This window comes from Symbiopectobacterium sp., from assembly GCF_047692315.1.
In the GTDB taxonomy this organism is placed as follows: Bacteria; Pseudomonadota; Gammaproteobacteria; order Enterobacterales; family Enterobacteriaceae; genus Symbiopectobacterium.
In genome coordinates, this window is the sequence record NZ_JBLLJS010000023.1 from 256,598 (window position 1) to 280,832 (window position 24,235).

The 24,235-nt window shown below is 50.4% G+C and carries 21 protein-coding genes, 1 tRNA gene and 7 pseudogenes; 5 read left to right on the forward strand and 24 right to left on the reverse strand.

Annotated elements, in window-relative coordinates; all coding sequences use genetic code 11:
* Positions 1 to 10: 10 nt before the first annotated feature.
* The gene (locus ACMZI0_RS13630; protein ID WP_415673343.1) at positions 11 to 631 is read right to left on the reverse strand and encodes a TetR/AcrR family transcriptional regulator; all 621 of its coding nucleotides are present in this window, start codon (positions 629 to 631) and stop codon (positions 11 to 13) included.
* 332 nt (positions 632 to 963) lie between these two features.
* On the opposite strand from ACMZI0_RS13630, the pseudogene ACMZI0_RS13635 reads away from it, so the two are divergent.
* Positions 964 to 1,906, forward strand: a pseudogene (locus tag ACMZI0_RS13635) (DMT family transporter).
* 69 nt (positions 1,907 to 1,975) lie between these two features.
* Here the strand turns inward: ACMZI0_RS13635 and ACMZI0_RS13640 are convergent.
* The 5 genes and pseudogenes from ACMZI0_RS13640 to ACMZI0_RS13660 form a co-directional block, all read right to left on the reverse strand.
* Positions 1,976 to 2,371: a hypothetical protein gene (locus ACMZI0_RS13640; protein WP_415673344.1), complete on the reverse strand. Its 396-nt coding sequence runs from the start codon at positions 2,369 to 2,371 to the stop codon at positions 1,976 to 1,978.
* On the reverse strand, positions 2,368 to 3,153 hold the full coding sequence (locus tag ACMZI0_RS13645) for an MFS transporter (protein WP_415673345.1): 786 nt from the start codon (positions 3,151 to 3,153) through the stop codon (positions 2,368 to 2,370). Before ACMZI0_RS13645 ends, ACMZI0_RS13640 begins: the two co-directional genes overlap by 4 nt.
* A 230-nt stretch (positions 3,154 to 3,383) precedes the next feature.
* A pseudogene (locus ACMZI0_RS13650) lies at positions 3,384 to 4,862 on the reverse strand (molybdopterin dinucleotide binding domain-containing protein); the annotation flags it as partial.
* Between the two features lie 203 nt (positions 4,863 to 5,065).
* Positions 5,066 to 5,623, reverse strand: coding sequence for an NrfD/PsrC family molybdoenzyme membrane anchor subunit (nrfD, locus tag ACMZI0_RS13655; RefSeq protein WP_415673346.1), 558 nt, complete (start codon positions 5,621 to 5,623; stop codon positions 5,066 to 5,068).
* Between the two features lie 126 nt (positions 5,624 to 5,749).
* A pseudogene (locus ACMZI0_RS13660) lies at positions 5,750 to 6,328 on the reverse strand (4Fe-4S dicluster domain-containing protein); the annotation flags it as partial.
* 191 nt (positions 6,329 to 6,519) lie between these two features.
* Between ACMZI0_RS13660 and ACMZI0_RS13665 the strand changes: the two are divergent.
* Positions 6,520 to 6,864 carry a hypothetical protein gene (locus ACMZI0_RS13665; RefSeq protein ID WP_415673347.1) on the forward strand — a complete coding sequence of 115 codons (345 nt, stop codon included), beginning with the start codon at positions 6,520 to 6,522 and terminating at the stop codon, positions 6,862 to 6,864.
* Between the two features lie 608 nt (positions 6,865 to 7,472).
* Here ACMZI0_RS13665 and ACMZI0_RS13670 read toward each other — a convergent pair.
* The 11 genes and pseudogenes from ACMZI0_RS13670 to ACMZI0_RS13720 all read right to left on the reverse strand — a co-directional run.
* On the reverse strand, positions 7,473 to 7,778 hold the full coding sequence (locus tag ACMZI0_RS13670) for a FimD/PapC C-terminal domain-containing protein (protein WP_415673445.1): 306 nt from the start codon (positions 7,776 to 7,778) through the stop codon (positions 7,473 to 7,475).
* Between the two features lie 42 nt (positions 7,779 to 7,820).
* Positions 7,821 to 10,051 (reverse strand): annotated as a pseudogene (locus ACMZI0_RS13675) (fimbria/pilus outer membrane usher protein); the annotation flags it as partial.
* A gap of 61 nt (positions 10,052 to 10,112) precedes the next feature.
* The gene (locus ACMZI0_RS13680) at positions 10,113 to 10,643 is read right to left on the reverse strand and encodes a molecular chaperone (protein WP_415673348.1); all 531 of its coding nucleotides are present in this window, start codon (positions 10,641 to 10,643) and stop codon (positions 10,113 to 10,115) included.
* A gap of 194 nt (positions 10,644 to 10,837) precedes the next feature.
* Complete coding sequence (locus ACMZI0_RS13685; RefSeq protein WP_415673349.1) at positions 10,838 to 11,008, reverse strand: hypothetical protein; 171 nt, start codon at positions 11,006 to 11,008, stop codon at positions 10,838 to 10,840.
* A 192-nt stretch (positions 11,009 to 11,200) separates the two neighbouring features.
* On the reverse strand, positions 11,201 to 11,452 hold the full coding sequence (locus ACMZI0_RS13690; RefSeq protein ID WP_415673350.1) for a hypothetical protein: 252 nt from the start codon (positions 11,450 to 11,452) through the stop codon (positions 11,201 to 11,203).
* A gap of 98 nt (positions 11,453 to 11,550) precedes the next feature.
* Positions 11,551 to 11,679: a hypothetical protein gene (locus tag ACMZI0_RS13695; protein ID WP_415673351.1), complete on the reverse strand. Its 129-nt coding sequence runs from the start codon at positions 11,677 to 11,679 to the stop codon at positions 11,551 to 11,553.
* Positions 11,654 to 12,205, reverse strand: a complete 552-nt coding sequence (locus ACMZI0_RS13700) for a molecular chaperone (RefSeq protein ID WP_415673446.1) — start codon at positions 12,203 to 12,205, stop codon at positions 11,654 to 11,656. Before ACMZI0_RS13700 ends, ACMZI0_RS13695 begins: the two co-directional genes overlap by 26 nt.
* A gap of 215 nt (positions 12,206 to 12,420) precedes the next feature.
* The gene (locus tag ACMZI0_RS13705) at positions 12,421 to 12,630 is read right to left on the reverse strand and encodes a hypothetical protein (protein WP_415673352.1); all 210 of its coding nucleotides are present in this window, start codon (positions 12,628 to 12,630) and stop codon (positions 12,421 to 12,423) included.
* A gap of 10 nt (positions 12,631 to 12,640) precedes the next feature.
* Positions 12,641 to 12,934, reverse strand: a complete 294-nt coding sequence (locus tag ACMZI0_RS13710) for a fimbrial protein (protein ID WP_415673353.1) — start codon at positions 12,932 to 12,934, stop codon at positions 12,641 to 12,643.
* An 850-nt stretch (positions 12,935 to 13,784) separates the two neighbouring features.
* Positions 13,785 to 14,456: an iron-containing alcohol dehydrogenase gene (locus ACMZI0_RS13715; RefSeq protein WP_415673354.1), complete on the reverse strand. Its 672-nt coding sequence runs from the start codon at positions 14,454 to 14,456 to the stop codon at positions 13,785 to 13,787.
* Between the two features lie 13 nt (positions 14,457 to 14,469).
* A pseudogene (locus ACMZI0_RS13720) lies at positions 14,470 to 14,805 on the reverse strand (CidA/LrgA family protein); the annotation flags it as partial.
* A gap of 354 nt (positions 14,806 to 15,159) precedes the next feature.
* On the opposite strand from ACMZI0_RS13720, the gene ACMZI0_RS13725 reads away from it, so the two are divergent.
* The gene (locus ACMZI0_RS13725) at positions 15,160 to 15,705 is read left to right on the forward strand and encodes a hypothetical protein (RefSeq protein ID WP_415673355.1); all 546 of its coding nucleotides are present in this window, start codon (positions 15,160 to 15,162) and stop codon (positions 15,703 to 15,705) included.
* Between the two features lie 42 nt (positions 15,706 to 15,747).
* On the opposite strand, the gene ACMZI0_RS13730 is transcribed toward ACMZI0_RS13725, so the two are convergent.
* The 4 genes from ACMZI0_RS13730 to ACMZI0_RS13745 all read right to left on the reverse strand — a co-directional run bounded on the left by ACMZI0_RS13730 (position 15,748) and on the right by ACMZI0_RS13745 (position 19,452).
* Positions 15,748 to 16,017: a hypothetical protein gene (locus tag ACMZI0_RS13730; RefSeq protein ID WP_415673356.1), complete on the reverse strand. Its 270-nt coding sequence runs from the start codon at positions 16,015 to 16,017 to the stop codon at positions 15,748 to 15,750.
* Between the two features lie 350 nt (positions 16,018 to 16,367).
* Positions 16,368 to 17,519 (reverse strand): MalY/PatB family protein, encoded by a 1,152-nt coding sequence (locus ACMZI0_RS13735; protein ID WP_415673357.1) that lies wholly within the window; start codon positions 17,517 to 17,519, stop codon positions 16,368 to 16,370.
* A gap of 283 nt (positions 17,520 to 17,802) precedes the next feature.
* Positions 17,803 to 17,879 (reverse strand) — tRNA-Val (locus ACMZI0_RS13740).
* 205 nt (positions 17,880 to 18,084) lie between these two features.
* A complete protein-coding gene (locus ACMZI0_RS13745; protein ID WP_415673358.1) occupies positions 18,085 to 19,452 on the reverse strand; it encodes an MATE family efflux transporter in 1,368 nt (455 codons plus the stop codon).
* Positions 19,453 to 19,915: 463 nt separating this feature from the next.
* Here ACMZI0_RS13745 and ACMZI0_RS13750 point away from each other — a divergent pair, with 463 nt between their 5' ends.
* Entirely contained in the window at positions 19,916 to 20,566 is a 651-nt protein-coding gene (locus tag ACMZI0_RS13750; protein WP_415673359.1) for a riboflavin synthase subunit alpha, read from the forward strand.
* A 74-nt stretch (positions 20,567 to 20,640) separates the two neighbouring features.
* On the opposite strand, the pseudogene cfa reads toward ACMZI0_RS13750, so the two are convergent.
* Both cfa and purR read right to left on the reverse strand, forming a co-directional pair.
* A pseudogene (gene cfa / locus ACMZI0_RS13755) lies at positions 20,641 to 21,592 on the reverse strand (cyclopropane fatty acyl phospholipid synthase); the annotation flags it as partial.
* Positions 21,580 to 22,559: pseudogene (purR, locus tag ACMZI0_RS13760) on the reverse strand (HTH-type transcriptional repressor PurR). The pseudogenes cfa and purR, both read right to left, overlap by 13 nt.
* Before the next feature lie 400 nt (positions 22,560 to 22,959).
* Here purR and ACMZI0_RS13765 point away from each other — a divergent pair.
* The gene (locus tag ACMZI0_RS13765; protein ID WP_195312297.1) at positions 22,960 to 23,049 is read left to right on the forward strand and encodes a YnhF family membrane protein; all 90 of its coding nucleotides are present in this window, start codon (positions 22,960 to 22,962) and stop codon (positions 23,047 to 23,049) included.
* Positions 23,050 to 23,140: 91 nt separating this feature from the next.
* On the opposite strand, the gene ACMZI0_RS13770 is transcribed toward ACMZI0_RS13765, so the two are convergent.
* Positions 23,141 to 24,067: an NlpC/P60 family protein gene (locus ACMZI0_RS13770; RefSeq protein ID WP_415673360.1), complete on the reverse strand. Its 927-nt coding sequence runs from the start codon at positions 24,065 to 24,067 to the stop codon at positions 23,141 to 23,143.
* Positions 24,068 to 24,235: the final 168 nt, after the last annotated feature.

Sequence of the window (24,235 nt, forward strand, 5' to 3'; positions counted from 1 at the left end):
GTCCAAGACGCTATTCCCGCACCAACCGGGTAATCGCCAGCAGAATTTTTTCCCGACTCATGGGATGGCTATTGAAGAAATTGTGAATGGTGTATCCCTCGATCAAGACATCCAGCGTCCATGAAATTTCCGTACTAAAATGGCGATGCAGGGCCGCTCTGCTGCGGGACATCCACTCCTGCAACAGCGCGCGATAGGCTTCCTGGCGCGATGCCAGCGCATAGAGCTCAAAGCTTAACGTCAGGTGGTTCGGCGTTGCCCAGATATTTCCGCAAATCAAATCGGCAATGGCCTCACAGGCACCGTCAATGTCTTCTGCTTGTACCAGACGCTGATGAAAGGCGTGAGAAATTTCGTCAATCATGAAGGTAAATGCATCGATCAGTAGTGCATCAATACTTTTATAGCGGTATGTCAACGTTCCCGGTGAGAGTTGCTCCTGTGCCGCCACCCAGCGACAGGTTGCCTCGCGCACGCCATGTTCAAGGATCACGCTTAACGCGGCTTGCGCGATTCTGGTCCCATTGTCTGCCCGATCGCACGAGGCGGCCATATCCTGCTCCTGATTCCCCATTGCTGATGCGCTGGCGCAGCAACGTTTGATGTTGCTGCATTCTAAGCGATTTGGCATCACGAGGCGATAAACGATGTCGTTAGTTAGTGTCTGGTTTTTTATGCTGGATCATGAGGGAAAAAGTAGTTATTTTATTCGATATTGCAGTCTGTGATATTCATCAAACTTGAGAATGAAAATTTTTTCATTAATTTAAAATGATTAATAATCATTGCATTGAGGTGATTATTTTTTCAAAATAACAGATTATGAGATTTTATTCATCAATCTTGCTATTGAGTCATTGAATGAACCTTTATTCTGAACCGGTAATCCGATCTCGAAAACCAAGATTTGAGAATACTTGGTATTGGAGATATTTACGCTGGGACTCGGGGAAGGAGACGGTTTTGAATAATGTGGTTGCATTTTATACCAATAAGAAAGTTGTGTTTTTGCTGGCGACACTCTGTTGCCTACTGTGGGGAAGTTCTTATCCGGCGATAAAAAATGGCTATGCGCTTTTTCATATTGCTGACGGCGATATTCCGGGGAAACTGTTATTTGCGGGTTACCGCTTTGCCATTGCAGGCATGGTGTTGTTGTTGCTGGCAAAAGTACGAGGGAACTCACTGACGCAGTTAAAACCGGATCAGCCGAAACAATTGGTGATCCTCGGTTTAAGCCAAACGGTGGTGCAATATACGCTGTTTTATATTGGGCTGGCGCATACCACTGGCGTTAACGGCTCGATAATGAATGCCACCCAGACCTTTTTCAGCGTGCTGCTGGCTGCTGGCACATTATTTATACAATAACGACAAGTTAAGTATCAATAAAAGTGTCGGTTGTCTGGTGGGTTTTATTGGCGTTGCCATCGTGAACATTAAGGGCTGGGTGATTTCACGTTTACGCTGATGGGCGACGGGTTCGTCGTTATTTCGGCGTTTCTCATCTCAGCGGCAACCATTTACGGTAAGCGTATTTCTGCCGCTATGGATGCGACAATAATGACGGGTTACCAACTGACGATTGGCGGCGTGGTGATGATTGTGGCGGGCTACCTCTTGGGCGGTAATATTCGTGTCGAAAATGGCACGGCCTGCATGGTGTTGCTTTATCTGGTGCTGATTTCCTCCGTCAGCTTTGCCGTGTGGAGTCAACTGCTGAAATACAACAAAGTGGGGGGTTGTAGCGCCATTCAATTTCCTGATCCCGGTTGCCGGTGTGCTGCTCTCTGCGCTGTTTTTGGGCTAAAACATGCTGGAATGGCGATATGCCATCGCGCTGGTGCTGGTTTGTGCCGGGATCGGCATGGTCAATCGTCAGGCGTGGAAACGATCACTGAAATAAAATTCATCGCGATTTTCCGTTGGTGCCCGATTAGCAGGCACCAACGGTGAGAGCAAAACGCATAAAGCATCAGGCTGGATTTTTCAACGGAGTTTTTTTCTCGCTGGCGGCTGATGTGCAGAAAAAGGCCAGGATAACCATGCACAACACGGGCAGCCCGGCATGTTCGCCGATAAAACCCAGCGCCGGTGGCCCGACGAGGAAAGCGATATAGCCGAGGATGGCGGCAATGGTAACGCGCACCGCGCGGTTTTCCCCCGTAGCGCCAGCGGCAGAGATGGTAAGCGGGAAGCCCAGCGATGCGCCAATCCCCCACAGCACGACCGCGAGGGCAGCGAGCCATTGCGTGTGAGTCAAAATAATCAGTCCCAGCCCCAAAGCAGCTGAAATTGCGCTGAATTTGAGAATGGCGGTGCGGCCAAACTGGTTGACGATGTAACTACCGGCAAAACGCCCGGCAGTCATGCCTGCGGCGAACCCGACAAAGAACAAAGAGCCTGCGTATGACTGAAACCGTGGGCATCTATCATTAACAGCGGCAACCAATCGTTGGCAGAGCCTTCTGCCAGCGCCATGGCCAAAATTACCACACCCAGAAGCGCCAGACGCGAGTCTCTTAGTTCGTGCATCACCTGGGTTTTGTAGCTGCGGTTATCGTTATGCTGTTCTGAGAGCAGTGCGCTTGCCCAAGGCATGCGTGGAAAGTGCAACGCCAGCGTTAATGCAGTCAAGCCAATGATGATCCCAAAATGAAGGTTGATACTGATGCCCAACGCGGTCATCCCCATCCCGATCAGCGCGCCGACCAGCGTGCCCAAACTGAAAAAGCCGTGCAGCGTGGTCATGATGACCTGATTGATATGCTGCTCAAACGCGGCCCCTTCGATATTCAAGGCGATATCAATCATGCCCAACCCCATGCCAAACAATGCCAGAGCGCAGAAAGCGACGGGTTGATTTGTCAGCAACAACGAACCGGCCAGTAACAGGAAGCCGACGGCGAGCAGTGCAAAACTGCCCAGCGTAACGCGACGAATTCCATATTTGTTAATCAGTTTGCCTGACCAGATTATTCCCGCCATGGAGCCGCATGAAAAACCGAACAGAATTAACCCGAAAACCTCCGTCGAGGCATTAAGCGTATCGCGAATCAACGGCGTTCGCGTGATCCGGGAGCTCCAGGCAAAACCGGGCAAAAACATCAGGGCGAATAATGCCACTTTTTGACGCAAAACGGATGAAGACATAACAACCAACCTTACTCGCATTATCTGGCCGCACGGCACGCATATCAGTGAGTGTGATTATTGACCGGCAATAAATATTCACCACCAATAATCAGTTTTCGCGAATCGTACATTTTTACGATTGAGTGTTGCATATCCCTCTGAGGTTGTCAGCTATCAGGTATTTTTATTTCTTATGCATTGACGCTGAAAACACGCGGACGCGATTAACGGCCTGCGTGTTTTCAGCGTTACAGGCGTGCGATAGTGGTGGGTAAACCTTGTCGCACCGATGCGCCAGAAACCCAATACCTGGCTTGATTGGGTTTCTGGCGAGTGGGATCGGTAAAACCTAAATCATTGAGATTGATCCCCGCGCCCACCTACGGGTTGGCTGGCAGCGCGACACCATCCAGATAGTGCTGCGCAGCGCCCATTTCCTTATGTCCATAGCCGTGCTCAATAGCGATAACGCCGGGCATTACGCCACTCAACAGACTTATCTGGGCGATGACGCTGCCGCCCGGCGTAGTGATGCGCGCCCGATCGCCGTGTTGCAGGCCATAACGCTGTCCATCCGCCGGATTAAGCGCCACCAGATTGGTCGGTTTCACCTGATGTAGCTGCGGGATTACCGCAGACGCGCTCGCCATGGTATTTGATTTGAACGATATCAGCTTTAATGGCCATTGTGTGGCAGGGTAGATCTGTTCAATTGCGCGACCATCGGATAACCGCGCGGGATACCAGGTTGGGCAGCCGCTAAAACGTTCACCAGTAATGGCATGTCGATGAGATGCGACTTGTGCGTTCCAGATTTGCAACGGTGTGTCCAAACGATTGCCAACGCTATCATCAACGCGTCCGCTGGCATCGGGGGCGAAGCGGCCGCCGTGCGCATAGATAAACGCCACTCGGTCGACTTCGTCGGCGCGAAGTGTACGTGTTAGCAGCGGCATCAACCACTACGGGCATCGCAGCCTCTGTGCCGCTGCCGCTTAGATGTGCAGTGGTGAGATGCTGACCTGCCAGCGGATCATCCCCATGGCTAAGGCGGCATTGCTGCCGGGATTGACCGGCAGCCAATGACCGTGATCGTCTGCCAACACCGTGGTTAGCGGCAACCACCACATAACGAAACGCCGAGCGCAGTCGCGCATTGGCTAACTGCCTGGCCTGACGTTTAAACGGGTTCCCCGATTGTGCCGGAGAAGTCCCCATAAAAAGCGCAAATTCGACGTTATCCCAGTCCGGTTTCACATGCGGATTTTTGTCAAGATTGCCCAACAGCGCGCCTGAACCGGCGCGGTAGGCGAGGCCGCAGTAAGCACCGTGTGCGCCGAAATTCTTGCTGCCAAAGCCGTTTTGGGCAAAACGACGCAGAAAGGTATCGCGCCCATCAAGGCCACTTTCGCCTGATAAATTGGCCAGTGCCTGGGCCATCGGGATCGCCGAGTCGATGTGGCGCTCGTGCGATAGCGGATGATAAGGATTGCCCGCGATGCGCAGTACTTTTCCCGATACCCGATCGACCCTGACGCGCACTCCGCATTGCGTCCAGCAACCGAAGCATTGTGTCATCGATACGGTTTGTTGTGGATTGGCTTGCCACCCATTCAGGGCGAGCCCTTCCGGCGCTAACGCATTACCGGCGATACGATCGCGGGTCATCATCCATTAACCAGACCGTCAACGGCACGCTTTGCCACATCGCGATAACTTAGACCAAAAGCGGAAAGTCCGCCGATCACTAGGCCCACTTTCAGCCACTGGCGTCGTGTAAATTTAGCCATGTTGTTTTCTCCTTGCGAGCCAGCCGAGGGCTTCTCGAACCATAATCAGAAGTGCTATCCAGAGCCCGAAGGTACCGATAAGGGCTTGCAGGCCATCGGTACCGCTCGGCAGCGTATAAGGGGTGAGTTGCGCGTTGTATTTAGGAACGGTTTGGACCTGAATCAGCAGTGTCCAACGAATCAGCCAGGTCAGGGCCATGGCGCAGCAGGGTGATCGTCACCTGTACCCGAAGGCTTATTGCGATGGCGAGCAATGTTGTGCAGAACCACAGCGCCTCCCATGCGCTGGCATACAGGCGTGCGGAGTCACTGTTTATCAGCCACAGGCGAATTGCGTTGCCAGATACCGTATCGCCGGTTACCCAAAGAATAACGGTGCCAGCCAATGCGAGGAGTGACAAAAGCTGTGCGCGCGCTAATCGACGTCGCCACGCATCGTCGCGTCGCATGGAGAAAATCAGTAAGGCCAACAGCGTTTGCAGTGCGCTCAGGAACATCGTGATGGGAAAGGCATAGTTAAACCATATTGGCCACACTCTAAGAATTGAGGCTTCTCTGCCGGTATAGATCAGCAGGCCGACAGCCGCCAGCGCGCTGAAGAGCGCCAGCCAACGCGTGGCGGCAAACGATTTTCCAGTGTGCGTTTTATACTGTACTGCCATAAACCATAGCCCGAGAAACAGCGTGAACAGGGGCAAAAACACCGCCCCCCAGGGCATCCATGACCAGGGCGTTGGATAGGCATAAAAATGCTATACCCGCGCGGGCTGGTGCAGATCGGTGGTTAGCGCCAGTGGGGCAGTAATGACACAGGTCAGGGTGATGATGAGTGTGATATTTTCGAGACGTGCGCTTTGGGCATCTCCACGCCAGCGCAGGCCGCAGGCGGGCAGCAACCCAGCCTCAAGGCGATGAACGCAAAATGTGCATTTATCTGCGGTTTGGGTTTCATGATTAATAAAACGTGCGTCGTAAGGGCAGGCTTGTACGCAGTAGGCGCAGCCGACACAGCGCGTGTTATCCACCACCACAATGCCGTCTTCGCGTTGAAAGGTGGCTTGCACCGGGCATACGGGCACGCGGGGCGGTTGATCGCAGTGGTTGCATAAGCGCGGCAACAGCACATTGGTGACCGAGTGTGTGTCGCTTAACACCACCTGATACTGGTTAACATGGGTGCGCAAGGCGTCATGCGGCGTATGATTTTCAATAGCACAACTGACGGTGCAGGACTGGCAACCAATACAGCGGCGCAGGTCGATCAACATCGCATAGCGATGTTCATGAGAACCCTCTTTGCGGGTTGGTGCCAGTGTTATGCCGGCCTGCGCCAGTGGAACCAGCGATGCACCTGCGGTAATCATGCCTAAACGTTGCAGAAATTGTCGTTTACTGCTGTCCATGGTGTTCTCCCATCACGTCGTAACGCCGTAACCTGCGTCACGCTGTCAACCTGTGAGCGATGAATTAACAATGTCGATGATTTACAGTGTAAAAATGGCGGCGGGTGTGGCTCTATTGTGGTTAACCACATACCCGAAGCGTTGTTGATCTAAAACAATAATAACGACATGGGTATTGCTCCGGAGGCTGGGTGAAACAGGTTGTGGTAGCAGTGTTGAGCCTGCTGTTATGCGCAATGGCGCAGGCGGGAGAGTGGACGGTGGGGGTTTTAGCCATGCGCAGTGAGGCCAACACCCGGCAACAGTGGCAGACGTTGGAACTGATGTTAAACCATGCTATTCCTGAAGAACGCTTTCACATTCAGCCGCTGGATTTGCGGCAAATGAGGGAGGCCGTCAACCAGAGAACAGTAAGCGGAGCTGTGAAATTAGCCAACTCAGCAAGCTGTGTAACACTGCGCGCTGCTGTACCGAAATTGACATTGGTGGTGGTGGCAATTGAGCAGGCGATGGCGGTAACACGCAGAGAGGTATAAAAGAATATATCCCGTGTAAGACCATCATTACTCACGAAGGAAGCTGCATACATCTGCGGGATTGTATAATTACCGGTCTGTTGGGTGCCGTCAGTCACTATTGCCCAGGTCCCATTCATTGCTAGTGACTGATGAAGATTAGGATTAATATTGACAAAGTTTAAGCACCATGCGCGGCCTGCAGGAATAACACCATATCCGCCCGTGCCTGACGTTATCGTCCCTTGAGTGCCTTGTCCCACTCATCGAGTGGTAAATGAGACCGGTGCCTTTATATGTGCTTACAATAAAATTTGCATTTGGGACTAACCCGATACCTGGCGCAATAGGCAGCACATCTATCCCATTAATGGTGGTGAGATCTGTACTTCTTATACACTCTGTTGTTAAGTTGGTTACGGATACCGCCCCACCTGTTGTTGGTATATTTGTTGGTGCGCTAATTAACAGTGTTCCTGATGTAGCAAAATGTGCCCCTTGTCATACCACGCCCGCACCTTTCCCAATAGTCAGCGTATTGGCGTGCAAGGTCTGAGCACTTAACAAAACCAACCACGCAGCTATTCTGGCCGTTTGCTTACTCTTCATAAATTGGTGCATGCATCACCTCATTCGTAGCGTACGGCTAACGACCGTATCGGGTTGTTAGCCGTGGGTTTGGGAAGTTTGCTCAGATCAAAGCTTGCCCGGCACTGTTGCTGTTTCTCTCGTCCCCAGTTGACGTTGAGCGTGCCGCGTTCCGGCAAACCGCTCATATAAACCTGTCCGTCATCGCCGACAATGCCGGTATTGATTTCATCGTGTTGCGCGCCTTCTACCGCGGTGAGTGCGCCGAAGGGCACGCTGCCAGTGGGCAACTGCAACGTGATCAACGCCTGATAACCGATACGGATGGCGAAGTTTGCTAACACCACGGCCCCTTTGGTGGGGTAAACATTCAGGCTGGATTGGGTGATATAGGCATCGTCCGGCAATGTTGCCGGATTAAGATCGATACTGTTGCGTTGGTAGTTCGACAGATAGGGCACCAGTGCGTAGCCTCGGCTGTCGGTTTGCACGTTGCCTTGCATAATGCTGACGCCGCCTGCGCCGGGGGCACTGACCAGTGCCGCAGAGCTACCTATCATCTGGCCCAGCGTCACGCCCTCGGGATGGGCAACCACTGAACTACTGCCCCCCCAGATTGAGGGATTGGTTGTTACGACTGTAGCTATAACCCAGGGTGGCATTGCCTCTGCTGCCTTGATAACTGGTGTTTAACGTGCTGGTGCTGCTGTTTTGATCGTTTGCCACCCTTGCATGACGCTGTAGCTCAGACGATCGTCCAGAATGCTGCCGCTGAGACCCTCCTGCTGTTGTACGCGACCATGGTTGTCGTGCGTCATTTGGTAGCAGGCACAGAGACGATTCAACGAGGCGGACGAACTGAACAAACTCATCGGTACTTGCACATTTAGTGAAAACTGACGGTTTTCCGGCCAGCTATTGTTGCTTTTAATCCTGTCGATGCTGTAGGCCAGGCCATAGCTGACACCGCGATAGTTGCCGTTATAACCGGCAGAGAGCGTATTCATCACATTCTCATTGCCCCAGTAGTCGGTGCGTACACCGGAGAGGTAAAATGAGCCATTGCTTCCAACCTGCTGGCTGACACGGATCTCAAAACTGGAGCGTTGACGTGTCAGCGCCCAGGGAACCTGACCATAGCTGAGCCGGTGTCCCAGACTGTTGAAATCGGTAAAGTTGTAATAGTGCTCGGTAGAGTAACGGTAAGCCGCCAGATCGAGCGTCGTGCCGGTTTCCTGTACGCTTTTCGCATAGCGAACCCGATATGAAGCGCCATGCTTGCGGTCATCCTGATGTGGCAATTTGGTGCTTGATGTGGTGACATCAGCAGAAAACGCTCCCCATGCGCCTAACGAGATGCCCGAACCTGCCACCATCGATAGGTAGTCATTGGCAAACAGGCCGCCGCCGTACAGCGTGATATCCTGCGGTAGACCGTAAATCGCCGTGCCAGAAACAAACGTCGCCTCCTGAGAGTTGACGGTGATGCCGCCGTTGTAGCGCCCCGCGGTCACTTCATATTTCAGGCTGCCCGGACGACGCATCACCGGAAGGGAGGTCGCTGTCACCGTTTGAGTTCGAACCATGCCATCTGCTTCTGCGATGGTAACGGTGAGATCGCCCGCTTGACCGGTTTGGAACAGGTCGCTGATGCGAAACGGTCCCGGTGGCACGAAGGTTTGGTAGACCACGTTGCCGTTCTGGCTCACGGTGACACGGGCGTTGGTTTGCGCAATGCCGCTGATAACCGGCGCAAAACCGCGCTGGCTGATAGGCAACATATCATCGCTGGAGTTAAGTTTGACGCCTCTGAAGGGCACACTATTGAGCACGTCATTACCGGTGGTGCTTTCACCCAACAATATTTCAGCACGCCAGGGCGCAATATCCCTTTGTAGGTAAGTATTAGTGAACTGCGTATCTTGGTTGTTTTGTCTCTCGTCTCCATTTTGGCTGATGCTGTTACGTATATATGTCATGGTGCTGCGTAGCCGCCAGGCGTCGAGATTGATACCTGCACGCAGGTTGGCGAACAGATTGGTCTGCGTCTGTTTTTCCATACCGTACTGCGCATCTTGCCAGTTGCGTCCGCCGTTAACGGTGTAATTCAGTAAAAAAGCCGGAATGCCGTGGTCCCACAGTGCAGGATCGACTGCGCCGCGGATGTTTGGGCGCAGAGCAATCTGTGGGATGCTGAGATCTAAGCGTAACTGATTAAAATAAAAGCGAACGTATGATTCTGGAATCAGGGCTGCAAGGTTCTCCACCGGCTTTTCAACGGGCAAACGCGCGAAGGCGGGCAAGGCTTGCGTATTGATGCCTAGCTCATGCAATAAGCGGGCGTGAGTTCAGGTTCTACTTTACCCTGCGCATTCGCGCTGAAGACAAGTGTATGTTGCCCTTGATCCAACTGGTTGACGAAGACGTTAACCATATAGGTACCGGGAGGAATATTGCCGGCCTTTTCGAACACGCTAAGATCGGTGGTGGTTAACTGCGCGCCGCCCAGTGAGAGCGGGCCTGGATCGAAGTAATCCTGTGCCCACACGTTGCCTGTCGCCAATAAACACACCCTAACCAGAGGAGCAACGGGTACGGCGTCAATATATTGTTTTTGCATTGTTGACGACTCTTAAGTAACAAAGGGTTAGCTACCTTTCAGCAGCGTATGGGCGTATGCACTACAAGGCGCGTTGTTCGGCCTCCGTATTCCACCCGTCTTCGTCAATTAACTGCCAGACCACATTTTTTCCCGTGACGTTGGCCGGCAAGGTATAAGATTGCTTACCGAAAGGCGGAACCATCAGCCGTAGTTGGGCTTTGCTGAGCGCATGGGAGCCTACCTTTAGTCGGGAAAAAGTCAGCCAATAGGGCGTAGGGTTGTCGGCAATCAGCCGGTTTCCCTCTCGCTGAAAACGCAGTTTGGGTGCCATCTCGGCGACAGCTTGTTTTTTCAATCCTTCAGGGCGATAGAACACCTTTAAGTTGTTGGTGATCGTAAGGATCACCTTTGCCGTGTTGTCCTGCGGCGTTGCCGCTGGCTGTGATGGAATGGCTTTCATCGAAATAAAAAACACCGACTCGCGATCGTCCGGCAGGGGGTGACCGTTGCGGCGAATGCGCAGTGTCAGGTTGCCGTTAGATTCAAGGCGGGATAAGGGCGGCGTAACGATAAACGGCACGATAGTGTTGCCTGTCGAGGCGTTATCCACATCACCGGGCGAGATTGCATCAGGTAAGGACGCGGTGTTTTATTGTAGGCCGTGAGTGCTACACCTTGCTTGTCGCTTGCCATGTAAATCACACGCAGCACTATAGAAGGTAATGCCCTGCGGTTCTTGATTATCGGCGTGCGCGGCAATAGCCCTACCAGCAGGGTTAGCGCCGCGCAAAGCGGATACGGAGATCATGACTCCCCTTGCGCGATCTGTTGTTTGCACTGTGTGGATAATCTACCGTAATCGGTAATGGTTTGCCATTCCGCGCTCAATGGCGATCCTGAAACAGTAAAGGTGAGCGTGCTCATTGGCGCCAGCATGGAGGGTTGTGTTTCCAGATTTACGCGTGTTTGATTCAAACGGATGCCGCCTTCTGTTGGTATCACCGCGTAAGCTGGGAGCATTCCCGACAATAAACTACCTGTGACCCAGAAAAGTAATAACCTCAGCGTAGATCGTGCCATGTTTCCCTCAGCGATAGGCAAGTTGGAACAGGATTGGAGCCGTTAATGTGCAGGGGGTAACATTTCCGCACTCTGTTACACCGCAGGTTAATCCGGCATAGAACGTAATATCTTGATCGACAGGCGTTTCCCCACGATTTGCCAGGGGAATGTCATCACCATTTTTAACCTCAGTATCACTGTAGGAGGGGGGACATTGGTTTTGACCAACATGACGCCCACATTGCTGGCCGTCGACACAGGGCTGCGAAACAGCCATTTCCCGTCCTGTGTTACTCCTGTTCCGGTGATATTCACCACGGGAAGCTGGCTGTTACCGCCTGCATTGCAATCCCGCACGCTCAGAACGAATGGTTGTGCTGCCAGCAGTGATGAGGGGGCAATTGCACTTGTTGGAGTGTTCCCAGATCCAGCGTGGTTTTTTCCAGGCTGAGCGCTCAGGTGCTTTCAATCAGCGTGGCAGAGAAGTTGATAGTGACAGCCTGTGCTGGCACAGTGATAAGACACAGTGTGCTGACTACGCCGCCAGTGATAAATGCGCTAAGGCAATGTTTGGGTGAACGCATTGACCGCCCCTTCATCGTTGATTGTTTGCCAACGAACATCCCCTCGGGTCGTACTGGTTTTAAATACGTGATGAGAAAAAGGTGCGATTGTCAGTTTATCAGGCGTGTCCAGGCGAATATTTTGTCCACCAACCTGAAGGCTGGCAAAGCTGATAAAATACGGCGAGGCGTTTTCCGCTTTTATGCCTCCATCCGCACGGGAAAATTGAAGATTTTCTTGTGCCGCAGCGGATGTAGACGGCAATCCGCTTGGGTGATAAAACAGCTTAATAATGGAGCCGACGCCAAATTGAGTCGCTCCATGTACTTTGCCTACTGCATTTTGTTCAGATGGCGTACTTGATGCCGGTACGGAACTGGCATGAAGGTAAAAGAGAGATTCGCGATCTGTCGGCGCGTTAATGTTTTGGGCAGAGATACGTAATTGATTAACGCTTTCTGGCTCGAGACGAAATATAGGAGGCCTGACGATGAACGGTGCTGCTTGATAGCTGGCCTGAGCACGGCTGACTCTGGCTTGAACCAGAAAAGGCTATGATGTTGTCGTATTACGAACTGAAACGCTGATACTTTCAGCACCCTGCGGGTAAATAAGGCGCGATGCATTAATGCCAAACCCGTCAGCCTGCGATGTGGTGGGCAATATAAACAAAGAGAGCAGCAGAGCCATAACAAATGATATGAGTTGCATGTGCTTGTCCTTGTCTAAAAAAGTGGGGCGGCAGCGCCGCCCAACCGAAATTAATTGGTGATAAAGCTGAAAAGGATCGGTGCAGTTACGCCTCCAAGATCAACATTAGCATCGGTGGTCGTTGACGCCAGTCCAGCTTGTAAATTCAATCGTTGGCCGTTAAAGTCGCTCGGATCTGGGGAGGTGCCATCAGCAGTGGCGATAGTCAGCAACTGATTGTTGGCGATATAACTTGTCTGACTGCCGGATTCATTAAGCATCACACTGGTGTTACGTGCTGAATCGTTGTTGAAGATATTGTTCTGCCCTACCGCTAACTTGTACCTGCGCAACCTGGCTTGCTTCTGGCGTACCACAGTTGCTCAACGTAAGCGCAAATTCGCGCTTGCTGGCAGTAACAGGCTCAAGCGCTGTAGTAAATGCTGTTTGTGCGACGTTTCCGAGATCGAGTGACGTGGTGCTCAGATTGATATCGCAAGAGGTCGCTACCACGCTGCCAGTAATGGTGATGAGTACCAGAAGCAAAAGACCCACCGGTGCTAATGCGAACAATGACTTTTTCATTTTAAAATCCTAACAATTAAACAAATATATTGGAAATGCATTCATCTTTCCCTAAGACCTGGTGAAAAGGGGAATAAATACAACAGTGCTGATATTCATGTCGTTATAATGATCAGCACGCGCAGTATTTACAAAAGAATGTATGCTTATACATATAACGACAATACTTCCAGGTTTTACAATGTGACGCTAACGATTCATCATCGATTAATATTTTGCCTCTCTATAAATAGAACTGGCTGCTTATTCGATTCGTTTTTCCTCAACTCGGTTTTGGATGAGGCGTTATTGTCTGACTGATGCGTCATTCCGTATCGATATGAAAATATAAAAAGTGATAGAAGCATCAGTTGCCGCGATTTTATATAATTATGACATTGTCAAAAATGTTTTTTAATACCAATATCGTTTATATTTGCGTAACCTATCCTTTTTTAACGTAAATGAGTTATCTATATGCTGCATATTTTTTATTTTGTGGTTTTTTGTTCGTGGTGCTTTGTATTTTTATGGTGTTTTATACTGCGGTTTTGCAGGGGTTTGTGAATGGGAAATATGAATAGGTTAATGTATTTAAAGTAAAAAGCATTGGTTGTAGTTATAATCCTAAAATAAACTTATTGCGTGATATACATATCATTACATGGCAGGGATGACGAGAGTTTTCTATAATTAAAAAAACGTTTATTTTGATTTTATCCAGTCCAAAGAATATGTTATAGCTACGATGCACTGTAAACTGTATGTAATTCCTCAATAAACGTGTTTCACTTTAAAAAGTACCATTCTCCGTTTCAAGACCAGAGGCAAGCAAAATAGCGCTTGCCAAGGTAAAATCCAGCTATCGTGTTTAGTCTGCGTTGCTGCGATCGGGCTCTTTCCACGCTTGCTGCAACATCCTAAATAATTGATCGTAGGTTAATCGCACCGGATTGGCTTTCATGGATGATGAGCTGCTGGCAGCCAAGGCCGCTGATTCCAATGCATCTTGTGGCACCCCGAGCACGCATAGCGAGCCTAATCCCGCCTGATGGCCCCAGTCGCGAAGTGCATCAAAAGCCTGTGCCGGAGAAACGCCGAGCGCACTGGCAAACCAACCGCGTAATTCATCAAAACGTGCCAGCAACGCCGGATCGGTATTCAGCGTCAACCCAAACGGGAGCAGGCTGCCACAGAGCGCACCGTGCGGGGCATCGCACAATCCACCCAAGGGGCCTGCCAGACCGTGAATAACGCCAAGTCCGGCATTCGCCAGCGCCACCACGGCGGGTTGCAGCAGGCTGTTTAGCGCCTGACAGCCGTTAAAGTAATGCGCGTAAGAGATATGACTGACCAGCAGGAAAGCAATAAGCACCAGCATGGAGATCAGCAGCGGGTTAAACAGCGGCGTATTCAGCCGTTGCGCCACTCGGCGCACCATAAAATACACCAGTAACGTCAAGGGCAACGACCACCAGATATCATGCCACATGATCTGCTCCTTTCTCCGTTTTGGTGGACTGCCGGGATGAGACTCGCCCATGAACAAGATGCTAACACCCGCTTACCGTCACCAACACGATCAATGTACTGACTGTGCAGGAGATCACTACCGGCGCGAATTGCGTGCGTAACAGTTCGGTATATTGCATAACGCCGACGCCAATCGGCACAAAAAGCAGAGCCATGTAGCGAATCAGGAGATGACATCCTGGTTTAACCCACTGCGCTGGAATGAGTTGCGTGGAGAGCAGCAGGAACAGAATCAGCATGCCAATGATACTTCCCGGAATGCTGATGGGAAGTAAAGCAGCGATGCCGCTCCCGAGATACAGGCAGGCATAAATCAGGAAAAATGCCCGAGCCTGATGCCAGAAACTGTTGATAGTCATACGAATGAAATTTTACCACTGATAGAAGTTAAGAGCGATGGGGAAGGTACGGCGCCAAATTGGCTGAACGATCCACCTCACGGGAATTATCCGCCAATTAAGATGGCGTAAATTATGGGGTGAGGACAATATTCATCGAATTTAAGACAATATGGTTATGATTGAGGCGGGGACGTTCTGGTTTACTTCATCAGTCTCTGTCGCTTAGGTGTTTACTTGTCTTTGCCAATGGACACGTCCGTCAACAATGAGTATCGTGCCGCCGAGTTGGAACGAGATGATTGTATTCCAGAATAATATTCATGTATCTTATCAATATGTTGTGTTTTTTTCGTCTCACATATAGGGAAAACGATGCTTATTAGATTGATGTGGATAGGGATGTTCTGTGGGGTGCTGAGCGGATGTTCTGTTGCGACTTATCGCCATAAGTTGGAGGATTATCAGGGAAGCGATCGTGTCGGAATGACTTTTGATAACCGCAATCTTGATTATATTCGCGTTTATCCGAACACTAATGAGTGCATTAATCTGGATGCACCTGACAATGGCTACACCAATAACGCTATAGGTTTTCAGACCAAGCTGAACAATAAAGAGCTGGGTTTTCCTGAAATCCCGGAGTCATCTCCGATGAAGCACGAATTTTGGGTCAGTGCCAAAGGGAACATCGCGGTGAGAATGATCGCGGCGAATGGCTCTGCGCATACCATTACCTTTAAGCCGGTTATCGGGAATTACTATTATGTCACCGGTGTTTTAGTCAGCCCCTATTCGCCTCGCCACCTGGCGGTCTATGAGATTTTCAAGACAGATAAAGGATTCTATGATCGTAGACCTGTCACCGATCTTGCGATAAAGAACTGCAAGGCCTTCGATTCACGATTCCAACAATTCTGATGTTATTGCCGGATAATGCATGCATTATCCGGCAATATTGTTCTAATGAGTCAACTGTTGTCCGGTAAATGTGCCTGCATACCACGCATCCAGCACCGATAACAGATTCCTGACCTCTTCGACTGTCATGGCGTATGCGCTGGCTTTTTCATGAGGTTTAATCACCAGCAACTGGACCTCGGAACGGGAGCGCAGGTAATCAAATTGGTATTCAACTTCTGTATTTTCAAACAGTGTGCCAACAACATTTCCCTGCTTACGTAGCATCGTTATTTTTTGGTCTTTAGCGTCTAGCTGTTGTGCCCATACCATAGCAAGAAATCGCGCAGCGGCTGTGTTTGCCTTTGATAATCGTCACGCGTGAAGCCGAAGTAAGCATATTTATTTTGCGTGACTAACGCGACTTTGCTTTTATCGTCCGAAATTTTTAGATTGAATGTTCGTTTGTCATCCGTGCATTCGTTGAACTTGGGTTTGTAATCACAGGCAGAGACGCCATCAATTCTATAGACCTCATAAAGACGCAGGTTGGCATATTTGTTAAAGGTGTTAAATGCCTGACATCCGGTCAAAATGAAAACCATAAGAGAGTGAGAGATAGCGCATAAACGGGGATTCCTTGCGAACGAGTTAATATCCTTATACGTCATGAAATGCAATCTTCATACGCTCAAGCCCTTTTTGCAATGTTTCTCGTGGGCAGGCAAAATTGAGGCGCTCAAACCCTTCACCCTCCGGACCAAATGTTTCCCCCATGTCATGCCTATTTTGGCCTTTTCGAGGATAACGTCCCTGAGTGCTTCTGGCGTGAGATGAAAAGCCCTAAAATCCAGCCATGCTATGTAACCGCCGCCCGGTCTGATGAGTTGTATCTGCGGCAAGTTAGCCTTTAAATAGTCCTCCATGAAATCCAGATTTCCCTGAAGATAGCTGTTGAGGTGCGTAAGCCATTTTTTTCCATGCCGATAAGCGGCTTCAGTTGCCGAAATACTAAAGATATTCGTCGCGAAATCTAAATCCATGCCGATGCGCACTTTCTCCAATTGCGCCCACTTTATCTTGTCGGGGATGATGCCGATGGCGTAAGTCAGACCCTGTAGGTTGAAGGCTTTTGAGGGAGAGGTGAGGGTGACAGAATGACGGCTACTCGCGGGGGACACACTGCCATAGGGGACAAATAATGCGCCATCGTAAGTGAGATAACTGTTAATTTCATCTGAGACTACGATGATACCGTACCGCTCACAGATGTCTGCGATAACGGACAGTTCCGAGCGGGTAAACATCAGGCCCGTAGGGTTATGAGGATTAACCAGAAAAAAGAGTTTAATGTTTTCCCTGACGATGATGTCTTCGAAGCCATGCGGGTCAAAGTTGTATTTGACCCCATCGTATGACAGCACGTGCGTAACAACTTTTCGATCGGCACCTTCAATGACGCTGATGACGGGGTGGAAATGCGGAGCATGTATCAGGATGCTGTCGCCAGGCTCAGTATATGCCCGGAGGCATAGCGCGAGCATTGCCCACATACCTGGACAGTTGGTTAGCCATTCCTTTTTTACCGGCCAATTGTAGTGATTACTGAACCAGTCGGTAATCGCCTGATAGTAATCATCCGTCTTGTACTCGTACGCGTAGAGACCTGTTTCCGCTTTTTGTATTAGTGCATCCCGAACGCATGGAGGGGACTGAAAATCCATGTCCGCTGTACCGAATGAAATTATGTCTGCCCTTTGATACCGCCCCCATTTGATTGAGGGAGAATTTGCCCTGTTAATGATGGTATCGAAGCTGCTGCCCTGTGTTGTCATCTTTCGCTTACCTCTATCCATGAACCTTCAACACAAGCATTACCACAAGGTGGTAACAGCAGCAATCAGCGAGACGCAGGCATGGCTACATCTGGGTAATGCGATCTGGCAGTATGCTTTTACACTGAAATTGGCAACCAGTCGGCCCTAATTGTCAGCCCTGAGTGGAATGGAGAATAAACGTAAATGTAGCGAATTTAAGCAGGGATCAGTTGGGGTTGCGGGAAAGAATATACAGCGATTTACAGAGATTTCAGCGAGTTGTGGACTATAGAAAAAGAAATGGTGCGTTCTAATGGACTCGAACCATCGACCCCCACCATGTCAAGGTGGTGCTCTAACCAACTGAGCTAAGAACGCATTGTGAGAAATTTATCGCAAAGCCGCGAGGGAATCCTGTGCTGCCGTGCGGGGCGCATAGTAGCGAGCGAGCCTGATGCTGGCAAGTCGCAAATGCAAAATTTATGGTGTTGAACCGCACGACTACTGAGCTTGTATTCACTTTGTGTTTTTTTCACCCAAGCACGGGTGGCGTATTGACCACCTGCGCTGGGTGAAAGCATGGTTAGCGCGCGGCGCGAGCCAGGATATCGCCTGGCGGCTGGCGTTGTAAATAACGGATACGCAGTACCATCATGATCGCAGCAGCAGTGAGTCCGATGATAAAACCGTACCAGAAACCGGCTGGCCCCATCCTCGGTACCAGATAATCAGTCATGGCCAACAGATAACCGCTTGGCAAGCCGAGCATCCAGTAGGAGACGAAGGTAATGTAAAAAATGGAACGCGTGTCCTTATAGCCACGCAACACGCCGTTCCCGATAGCCTGCACCGCGTCTGAAATCTGATAAACCGCTGCCAGCAGCATCAACTGCGCTGCCATGGCGACCACTTCCGGGTTTTTGTTATACAGCAGGGCGATTTGTTCACGCAGCAATGCAGTGAAAATCGCGGTACAACAGGCCAGCATGACGCCGGTCGTGATGCCGGTATACGCCGCAATACGCGCATCTTCCACAGAACCTTCCCCCAGACGATGGCCAACGCGGATCGTCGAGGCAATGCCGATAGACAACGGCAGCACAAACATCAATGAACTGAAATTCAGTGCTATCTGGTGCCCGGCAACGTCAATCACGCCGAGCGGCAGGATCAGCAGAGCGACGATGGCGAACAGTGATACTTCAAACAGCAGGGCGAGCGCAATGGGCAACCCGAGAGAAAACAGACGGCGCATCGCCGGGAAATCAATCTGCCAACGCTGCCACTTGATATCCCGCAACCAGCGTGCACGCATACTGTAACATGCCATCATCAGCATCATGATCCAGTAGGTCGAGGCCGTCGCGACGCCGCAGCCCACGCCGCCCAGTTCGGGCATGCCAAATTTGCCGTAGATAAAGATGTAGTTCAGCGGAATATTGATCACCACACCAATGAAACCAATCACCATACCTGGCTTGGTTTTGGATAACCCTTCACATTGGCAGCGCAGCACCTGATAGAAAAGATAGCCTGGCACTCCCAGCAACATTACGTGCAAATAACCGATAGCGACATTTGCCAACTCGGGTGAATCGGTGTGCATCATGGCAATGACATGCTTGCCGTTGTACAGCACCACCATGGTTATTACGGCAACGATCGCCGCCAAAATAAACGCTTGCTGAACCTGATGGGCGATACGCGGGCGTCGACCGGAGCCGTTGAGCTGAGCCACCACCGGCGTAAGCGCCATTAATAGACCGTGTCCGAACAGGATGACCGGTAGCCACACAGACGTACCGACTGCAACGGCTGCCATATCGGTTGCGCTATAGACACCCGCAATCACGGTATCCACGACACCCATGGACGTTTGGGAAACCTGCGCAATAATGACAGGAACCGCGAGCGTTAACAGACTCCGCGCCTCTGACAAATACTTCTGCACGCAAACACCTTCCTTGAATTGTTAAAACGGAAAACTGATGGAGATACCACCCCGCTATCTGTCATACAGCACCGCCACCAGGCGGCGCATTGCATTTCCAGCAGGGGATTGGGGTGGATGAAATTAAACAACCGCAAGCGAGATAATGAGCATGAATGGCTATATTAACCATCCACCTGTGACAGAAAATCAATCGATGACAGCGTTGTGTCTAGTGTAGCGGCTTGCCATAAGTAAACCAACTTCTTCGTAAGATATTATGTCAATGGAGAGCTTACATTGCCTTATCTTGTCTGGCATGGGCCAAAAGGTGGGAATACGGTTTGGTTTTCCTGTAGTTATGAGGCAAACTGCAAAATGATTTGTTGGTCTTCATTCTCTGGCGGCTTGCCACGGTAACGTCGGGGAAGTGACTGACACAGTAGAATTCAGTTATTTCACTGGTTTATTAAGAGGCAGGCGTATGTTTACCGGTATTGTTCAAGGCACCGCGCCGGTGGTGTCCATCGATGAAAAAACGAACTTCCGCACGCATGTGGTAAAACTTCCTCCCGAATTACTGACCGGTCTGATGACCGGTGCCTCGATCGCCAATAACGGTTGTTGCCTGACAGTGACGGCTATTGATGGCGATCGAGTCAGTTTTGATTTGACGAAAGAAACACTGCGTCTAACCAATCTCAGCGACATTACCCCGGGCGGTCTGGTGAATATTGAGCGTGCCGCGAAATACGGCGATGAGATCGGCGGGCACGTTATGTCTGGGCACATTATGTGTACGGCAGGAGTCGTTAAAATCCTTACGTCAGAAAATAATCATCAAATCTGGTTTCGTCTGGCCGACGAATCGCAGATGAAATATGTGCTGCACAAAGGGTTTATTGGTATTGACGGTATCAGTCTTACGGTGGGTGAAGTGACGCGCAGTCGTTTCTGTGTGCATTTGATCCCTGAAACGTTGCAACGTACCACGCTTGGGCAAAAGCGGTTAGGGCACCGGGTCAATATTGAGATCGATCCGCAAACACAGGCGGTGATTGACACTGTTGAGCGTGTGCTGGCGCAGCGTCAGGCACAGGAAACCGTAGCAGCAAACGCTGCTCAGAGCGCCTGAAACCGGGTCTGATTACGCGATAAGAACAACGCCGCACACTATTATGTGTACGGCGTTAACAGGATAGAACGTTATCAGCGCGCTACACGCACGCCGCCTTCAATGCCCTGAGGGCTAAACAGCACCTGCCACAATTGAATGTTACGCGCGCGAAACGCTCCGGCGCAGGCATTCAGGTAGTAACGGAACATACGATTAAAACGCGGCGGATAGCGGCCCGCGAGTTGTGGCCAATTGGCAACAAAGCGATCGTGCCAGGCCATCAATGTCTTGTCGTAATCAGCGCCAATCCTCCATCACTAAATAGGGTTCACTGCGCGTAGCAATATGGCGTGCGGAGGGCAAACAGCCGTTGGGGAAGATATATTTGTTAATCCAGGGGTCAACCTGCGAATCGGTTTTATTCGCCCCAATGGTATGCAGCAGAAACAGCCCGCCGAGTTTAATGTTCTGGCTCACCACGCGAAAGTACGTATCATAATTTTTCGGCCCGACGTGCTCAAACATGCCGACAGAGACAATTCGATCGAAATGCCGATTCAGGTCGCGATAATCCTGCAATTGGATGGTAACGTTGAGATCGCGACAACGTTCCTGAGCCAGTTTCGGCTGTTCGCGCGAAATCGTAACACCGTACACGGATATACCATAATGGCGTGCCGCATAGGCGGCCAGCCCGCCCCGGCTGCAACCAATATCCAACAGCGTCATACCCGGCTGGAGCTGAAGCTTTTCGCATATCATGCGCAATTTGGCCTGTTGCGCCTGCTCAAGCATAGTGGCTTCTTTCCAGTAGCCACAGGAATATTGCAATATATGTATTGCAATATATGTATCGAGCATCAGGCTAAAGAGATCGTTGCCCAGATCGTAATGTTCTTCGCCGACAATCCAGGCCCGCTTGCGGGATTGCAGGTTAATCAAGCGCGTGGCGATAATATGCAGGATATCTTTGAGGTGATGAGGGGTCTTTTTCTCCAACCCTGCGCGTAAGATGCGCCGAAAAAAGCAGTCTAAACGATCGCACTAAGCGTCGGATGAACCTCAATCATCTGCGCGTCTTCACGTTTGCTGGTGATGCGGTCGAGCAGCATGGTGGCCTAAACGCTCTTTGGGCTGATGGATGGTGGTTAAGGCCGGTGTGAAATACCGTGCGTGGCGTACATTGTCATAGCCAATCACGGAAATATCCTGCAGTACACGTAACCCTAACTCATCGGCGGCGCAGATGGCGCCCATGGCCATGATGTCACCGCCGCAGAAAACGGCGGTCGGTCGCTGCTTTTGCGCCAAAATCTGATGCATGGCTTTATAACCGGACTCCGGCTCGAAATCGCCCTGTACAATCCACTCATCACGAGCTGTAATATCAGCTTCCTGCAAGGCTTTGAGAAAACCGAGATAACGGCCACTACCCGTGTTGCGCTCCTGAATACCGGGGATCGCACCAATATCACGATGACCACGCTCAATCAGGTAACGCCCAGCCAGATACCCCCCCTTCAAAGGCGTTATCAATAACGGTATCGGTGAAATCGCTATGCGCCTGCCCCCAATCCATAACCACCATGGGAATGCTGCGATAATCCTCCAGCATACTCAATAGTGCAGGCGGATACTCCGCACACATCACCAGCAAGCCGTCGACCCGTTTTTGCACCAGCATGGAAAGATAGGCACGTTGTTTTTCCAGATTATTATGCGAGTTGCACAGAATCAGGGTATAGCCTTTGGCGTAACAACTGTTTTCAACCGCTTCAATTATTTCAGCGAAGTAGGGCGCTTCGCTGGAGGTGGCGAGCAGCCCGATGGATTTGGTGTGATTGACCTTTAGGCTCCGTGCCATTGCGCTCGGGGAGTAGTGCAATTCCTTGATGGCTTCCCGTACGGCAGTTTTGGTCTCTTCGGCGACGAAACGTGTTTTATTGATGACGTGAGAGACGGTTGTTGTTGAAACGCCAGCACGCTTTGCCACATCTTTGATCGTTGCCATCTAAAAATGACTCCTGAACCTACTTGTTACGGCAGTAAATAGTTTGTTAATCGTTTGCTTTTGCGTAATGTTCTCTTTCTGATTCTGATGGCATAAACGGGATATCAGAAGGAGACTGCCGACTTACTTTGTACTTACAGGGGACGCACTGATCCCATAGAAGATGACGTGTTCGGACACCGACGCAGCGCACGGTAAACTGCGAATTTTGGCTGATTTGGCGCGAAAGTGAAAGGGATAATTGATATAATTAGTGCAGCGGGGATCGGAGATTTTCCCTACAAAATGTGTAACAATACTTTCCTTGCGTCATTGTGCTGTGGTTATTGGCGTGCAAAGCAGCATTTGGCATCCAGTGCGGCAGCGATTTTTACGCGTTTCTGTGTTTCAAGGAGATAGAATGAATACTGATTTGAAAATGTCATTACTGACCACCGCTGGGGCGTTAGTCATGATCATGGTATTTAGTTTTGTTGCCGTTTTGAACTGATCGCAATTAAAAAATAAAGACCAGGCTACGTAATCGTTGCACTGGTCTTTATTCTCACCGTGTTAAATGTCTCAACGTATTGAGATCAGAGTTAGCGAATCGTTTGTGGCGTCACCACACGGCGCGCTCCGATATAGTGTTCCTGCCAGTAGTCTTCGCTCAACTTACTGATCTTGATATTTGCACCGGTGCGCGGTGACTGAATGAATTTACCATTGCCCAGATAGACCCCGACATGGTCAGCCGTGCCGCGCCCATTGATACGAAAGAATACCAAATCGCCAATCTCCAGTTCTCCTTTATTGATCGGCGCAGCATCGCGTACGCGTAGATGATACATTTCATTTGCCGTACGCGGGATAGGGATCTTCACGACGTCTTTATAGGCATAATAGACCAGACCGCTGCAATCAAACCCGGTGTAGGGAGAGGTACCTCCCCACTGATAAGGCTTGCCTATCTGGCTCATCAACTTGTTCATTGCCGCCATTTTCGCATGCTGGTAACGCCGCTTATTCGCTTCACTTAGCATAAGTTCTTTGCCTGATTTCTTCGCACCGGGCTTTAATGCGGCGGTTTTTTGCGAATGGGCATCAGCCCCTTTTTTCAGTCCCTTCACCAATTTTGCGGGTGTTGCGCTGTGGGTGCGGGATGATGCGGTTTTCGATGAGACGGCCTTCGGTTCTTCCTCGTCAGCGACTTTTTTATGCCCTGAGATTTTGGTGGGCTTGGTGTTTGGCGCTATTTTGGTTTTCTTGTCGATGGCCCGCTTTTCTACGGCCTTTTTTTCTGGCTGCTCTTTGGCTTTCTCTTTTACTGGCGCGGTCTTTTTCTTCGGTGGTTCAGGGGGCGTTTGTGGCTTTTTAGCGGTTTTGGCAGTCTGCGTTTTTTTCAGGTGTTTGTCATCTGTGCTGCTAGCGTTGGCTTTTTTCTCCGCATTGGTGTGCGGGGCCGCCTGGGCAACATTAAGAAAAAGATGGCTGAAGAAAACAAAGATCAGAGTAATAAATACGCGCATGATAAAAGAGACCGAATACAATCCTTAACTCGCTAAATTCACACAGTATTCACGAAAACGGCATGATAAAAAAGTAGGAAATCATCTTTTCTCTTAACAGAATCATGAGAAAACGTTAATAATTGTTTTTCCGCTGTAAATCTCATCATTTATTGCGGCATATTTCAC

Bases quoted from the DNA above. Each gene is read 5' to 3' on its own strand.
- ACMZI0_RS13630 (WP_415673343.1), bottom strand. From the start codon at position 631: ATGCCAAATCGCTTAGAATGCAGCAACATCAAACGTTGCTGCGCCAGC.
- ACMZI0_RS13640 (WP_415673344.1), bottom strand. From the start codon at position 2,371: ATGACTGCCGGGCGTTTTGCCGGTAGTTACATCGTCAACCAGTTTGGC.
- ACMZI0_RS13645 (WP_415673345.1), bottom strand. From the start codon at position 3,153: ATGTCTTCATCCGTTTTGCGTCAAAAAGTGGCATTATTCGCCCTGATG.
- ACMZI0_RS13695 (WP_415673351.1), bottom strand. From the start codon at position 11,679: ATGCGTTCACCCAAACATTGCCTTAGCGCATTTATCACTGGCGGCGTA.
- ACMZI0_RS13705 (WP_415673352.1), bottom strand. From the start codon at position 12,630: ATGCTTAATGAATCCGGCAGTCAGACAAGTTATATCGCCAACAATCAG.
- ACMZI0_RS13710 (WP_415673353.1), bottom strand. From the start codon at position 12,934: ATGAAAAAGTCATTGTTCGCATTAGCACCGGTGGGTCTTTTGCTTCTG.
- ACMZI0_RS13715 (WP_415673354.1), bottom strand. From the start codon at position 14,456: ATGGGCGAGTCTCATCCCGGCAGTCCACCAAAACGGAGAAAGGAGCAG.
- ACMZI0_RS13725 (WP_415673355.1), top strand. From the start codon at position 15,160: ATGCTTATTAGATTGATGTGGATAGGGATGTTCTGTGGGGTGCTGAGC.
- ACMZI0_RS13730 (WP_415673356.1), bottom strand. From the start codon at position 16,017: ATGGTATGGGCACAACAGCTAGACGCTAAAGACCAAAAAATAACGATG.
- ACMZI0_RS13735 (WP_415673357.1), bottom strand. From the start codon at position 17,519: ATGACAACACAGGGCAGCAGCTTCGATACCATCATTAACAGGGCAAAT.
- ACMZI0_RS13750 (WP_415673359.1), top strand. From the start codon at position 19,916: ATGTTTACCGGTATTGTTCAAGGCACCGCGCCGGTGGTGTCCATCGAT.
- ACMZI0_RS13765 (WP_195312297.1), top strand. From the start codon at position 22,960: ATGAATACTGATTTGAAAATGTCATTACTGACCACCGCTGGGGCGTTA.
- ACMZI0_RS13770 (WP_415673360.1), bottom strand. From the start codon at position 24,067: ATGCGCGTATTTATTACTCTGATCTTTGTTTTCTTCAGCCATCTTTTT.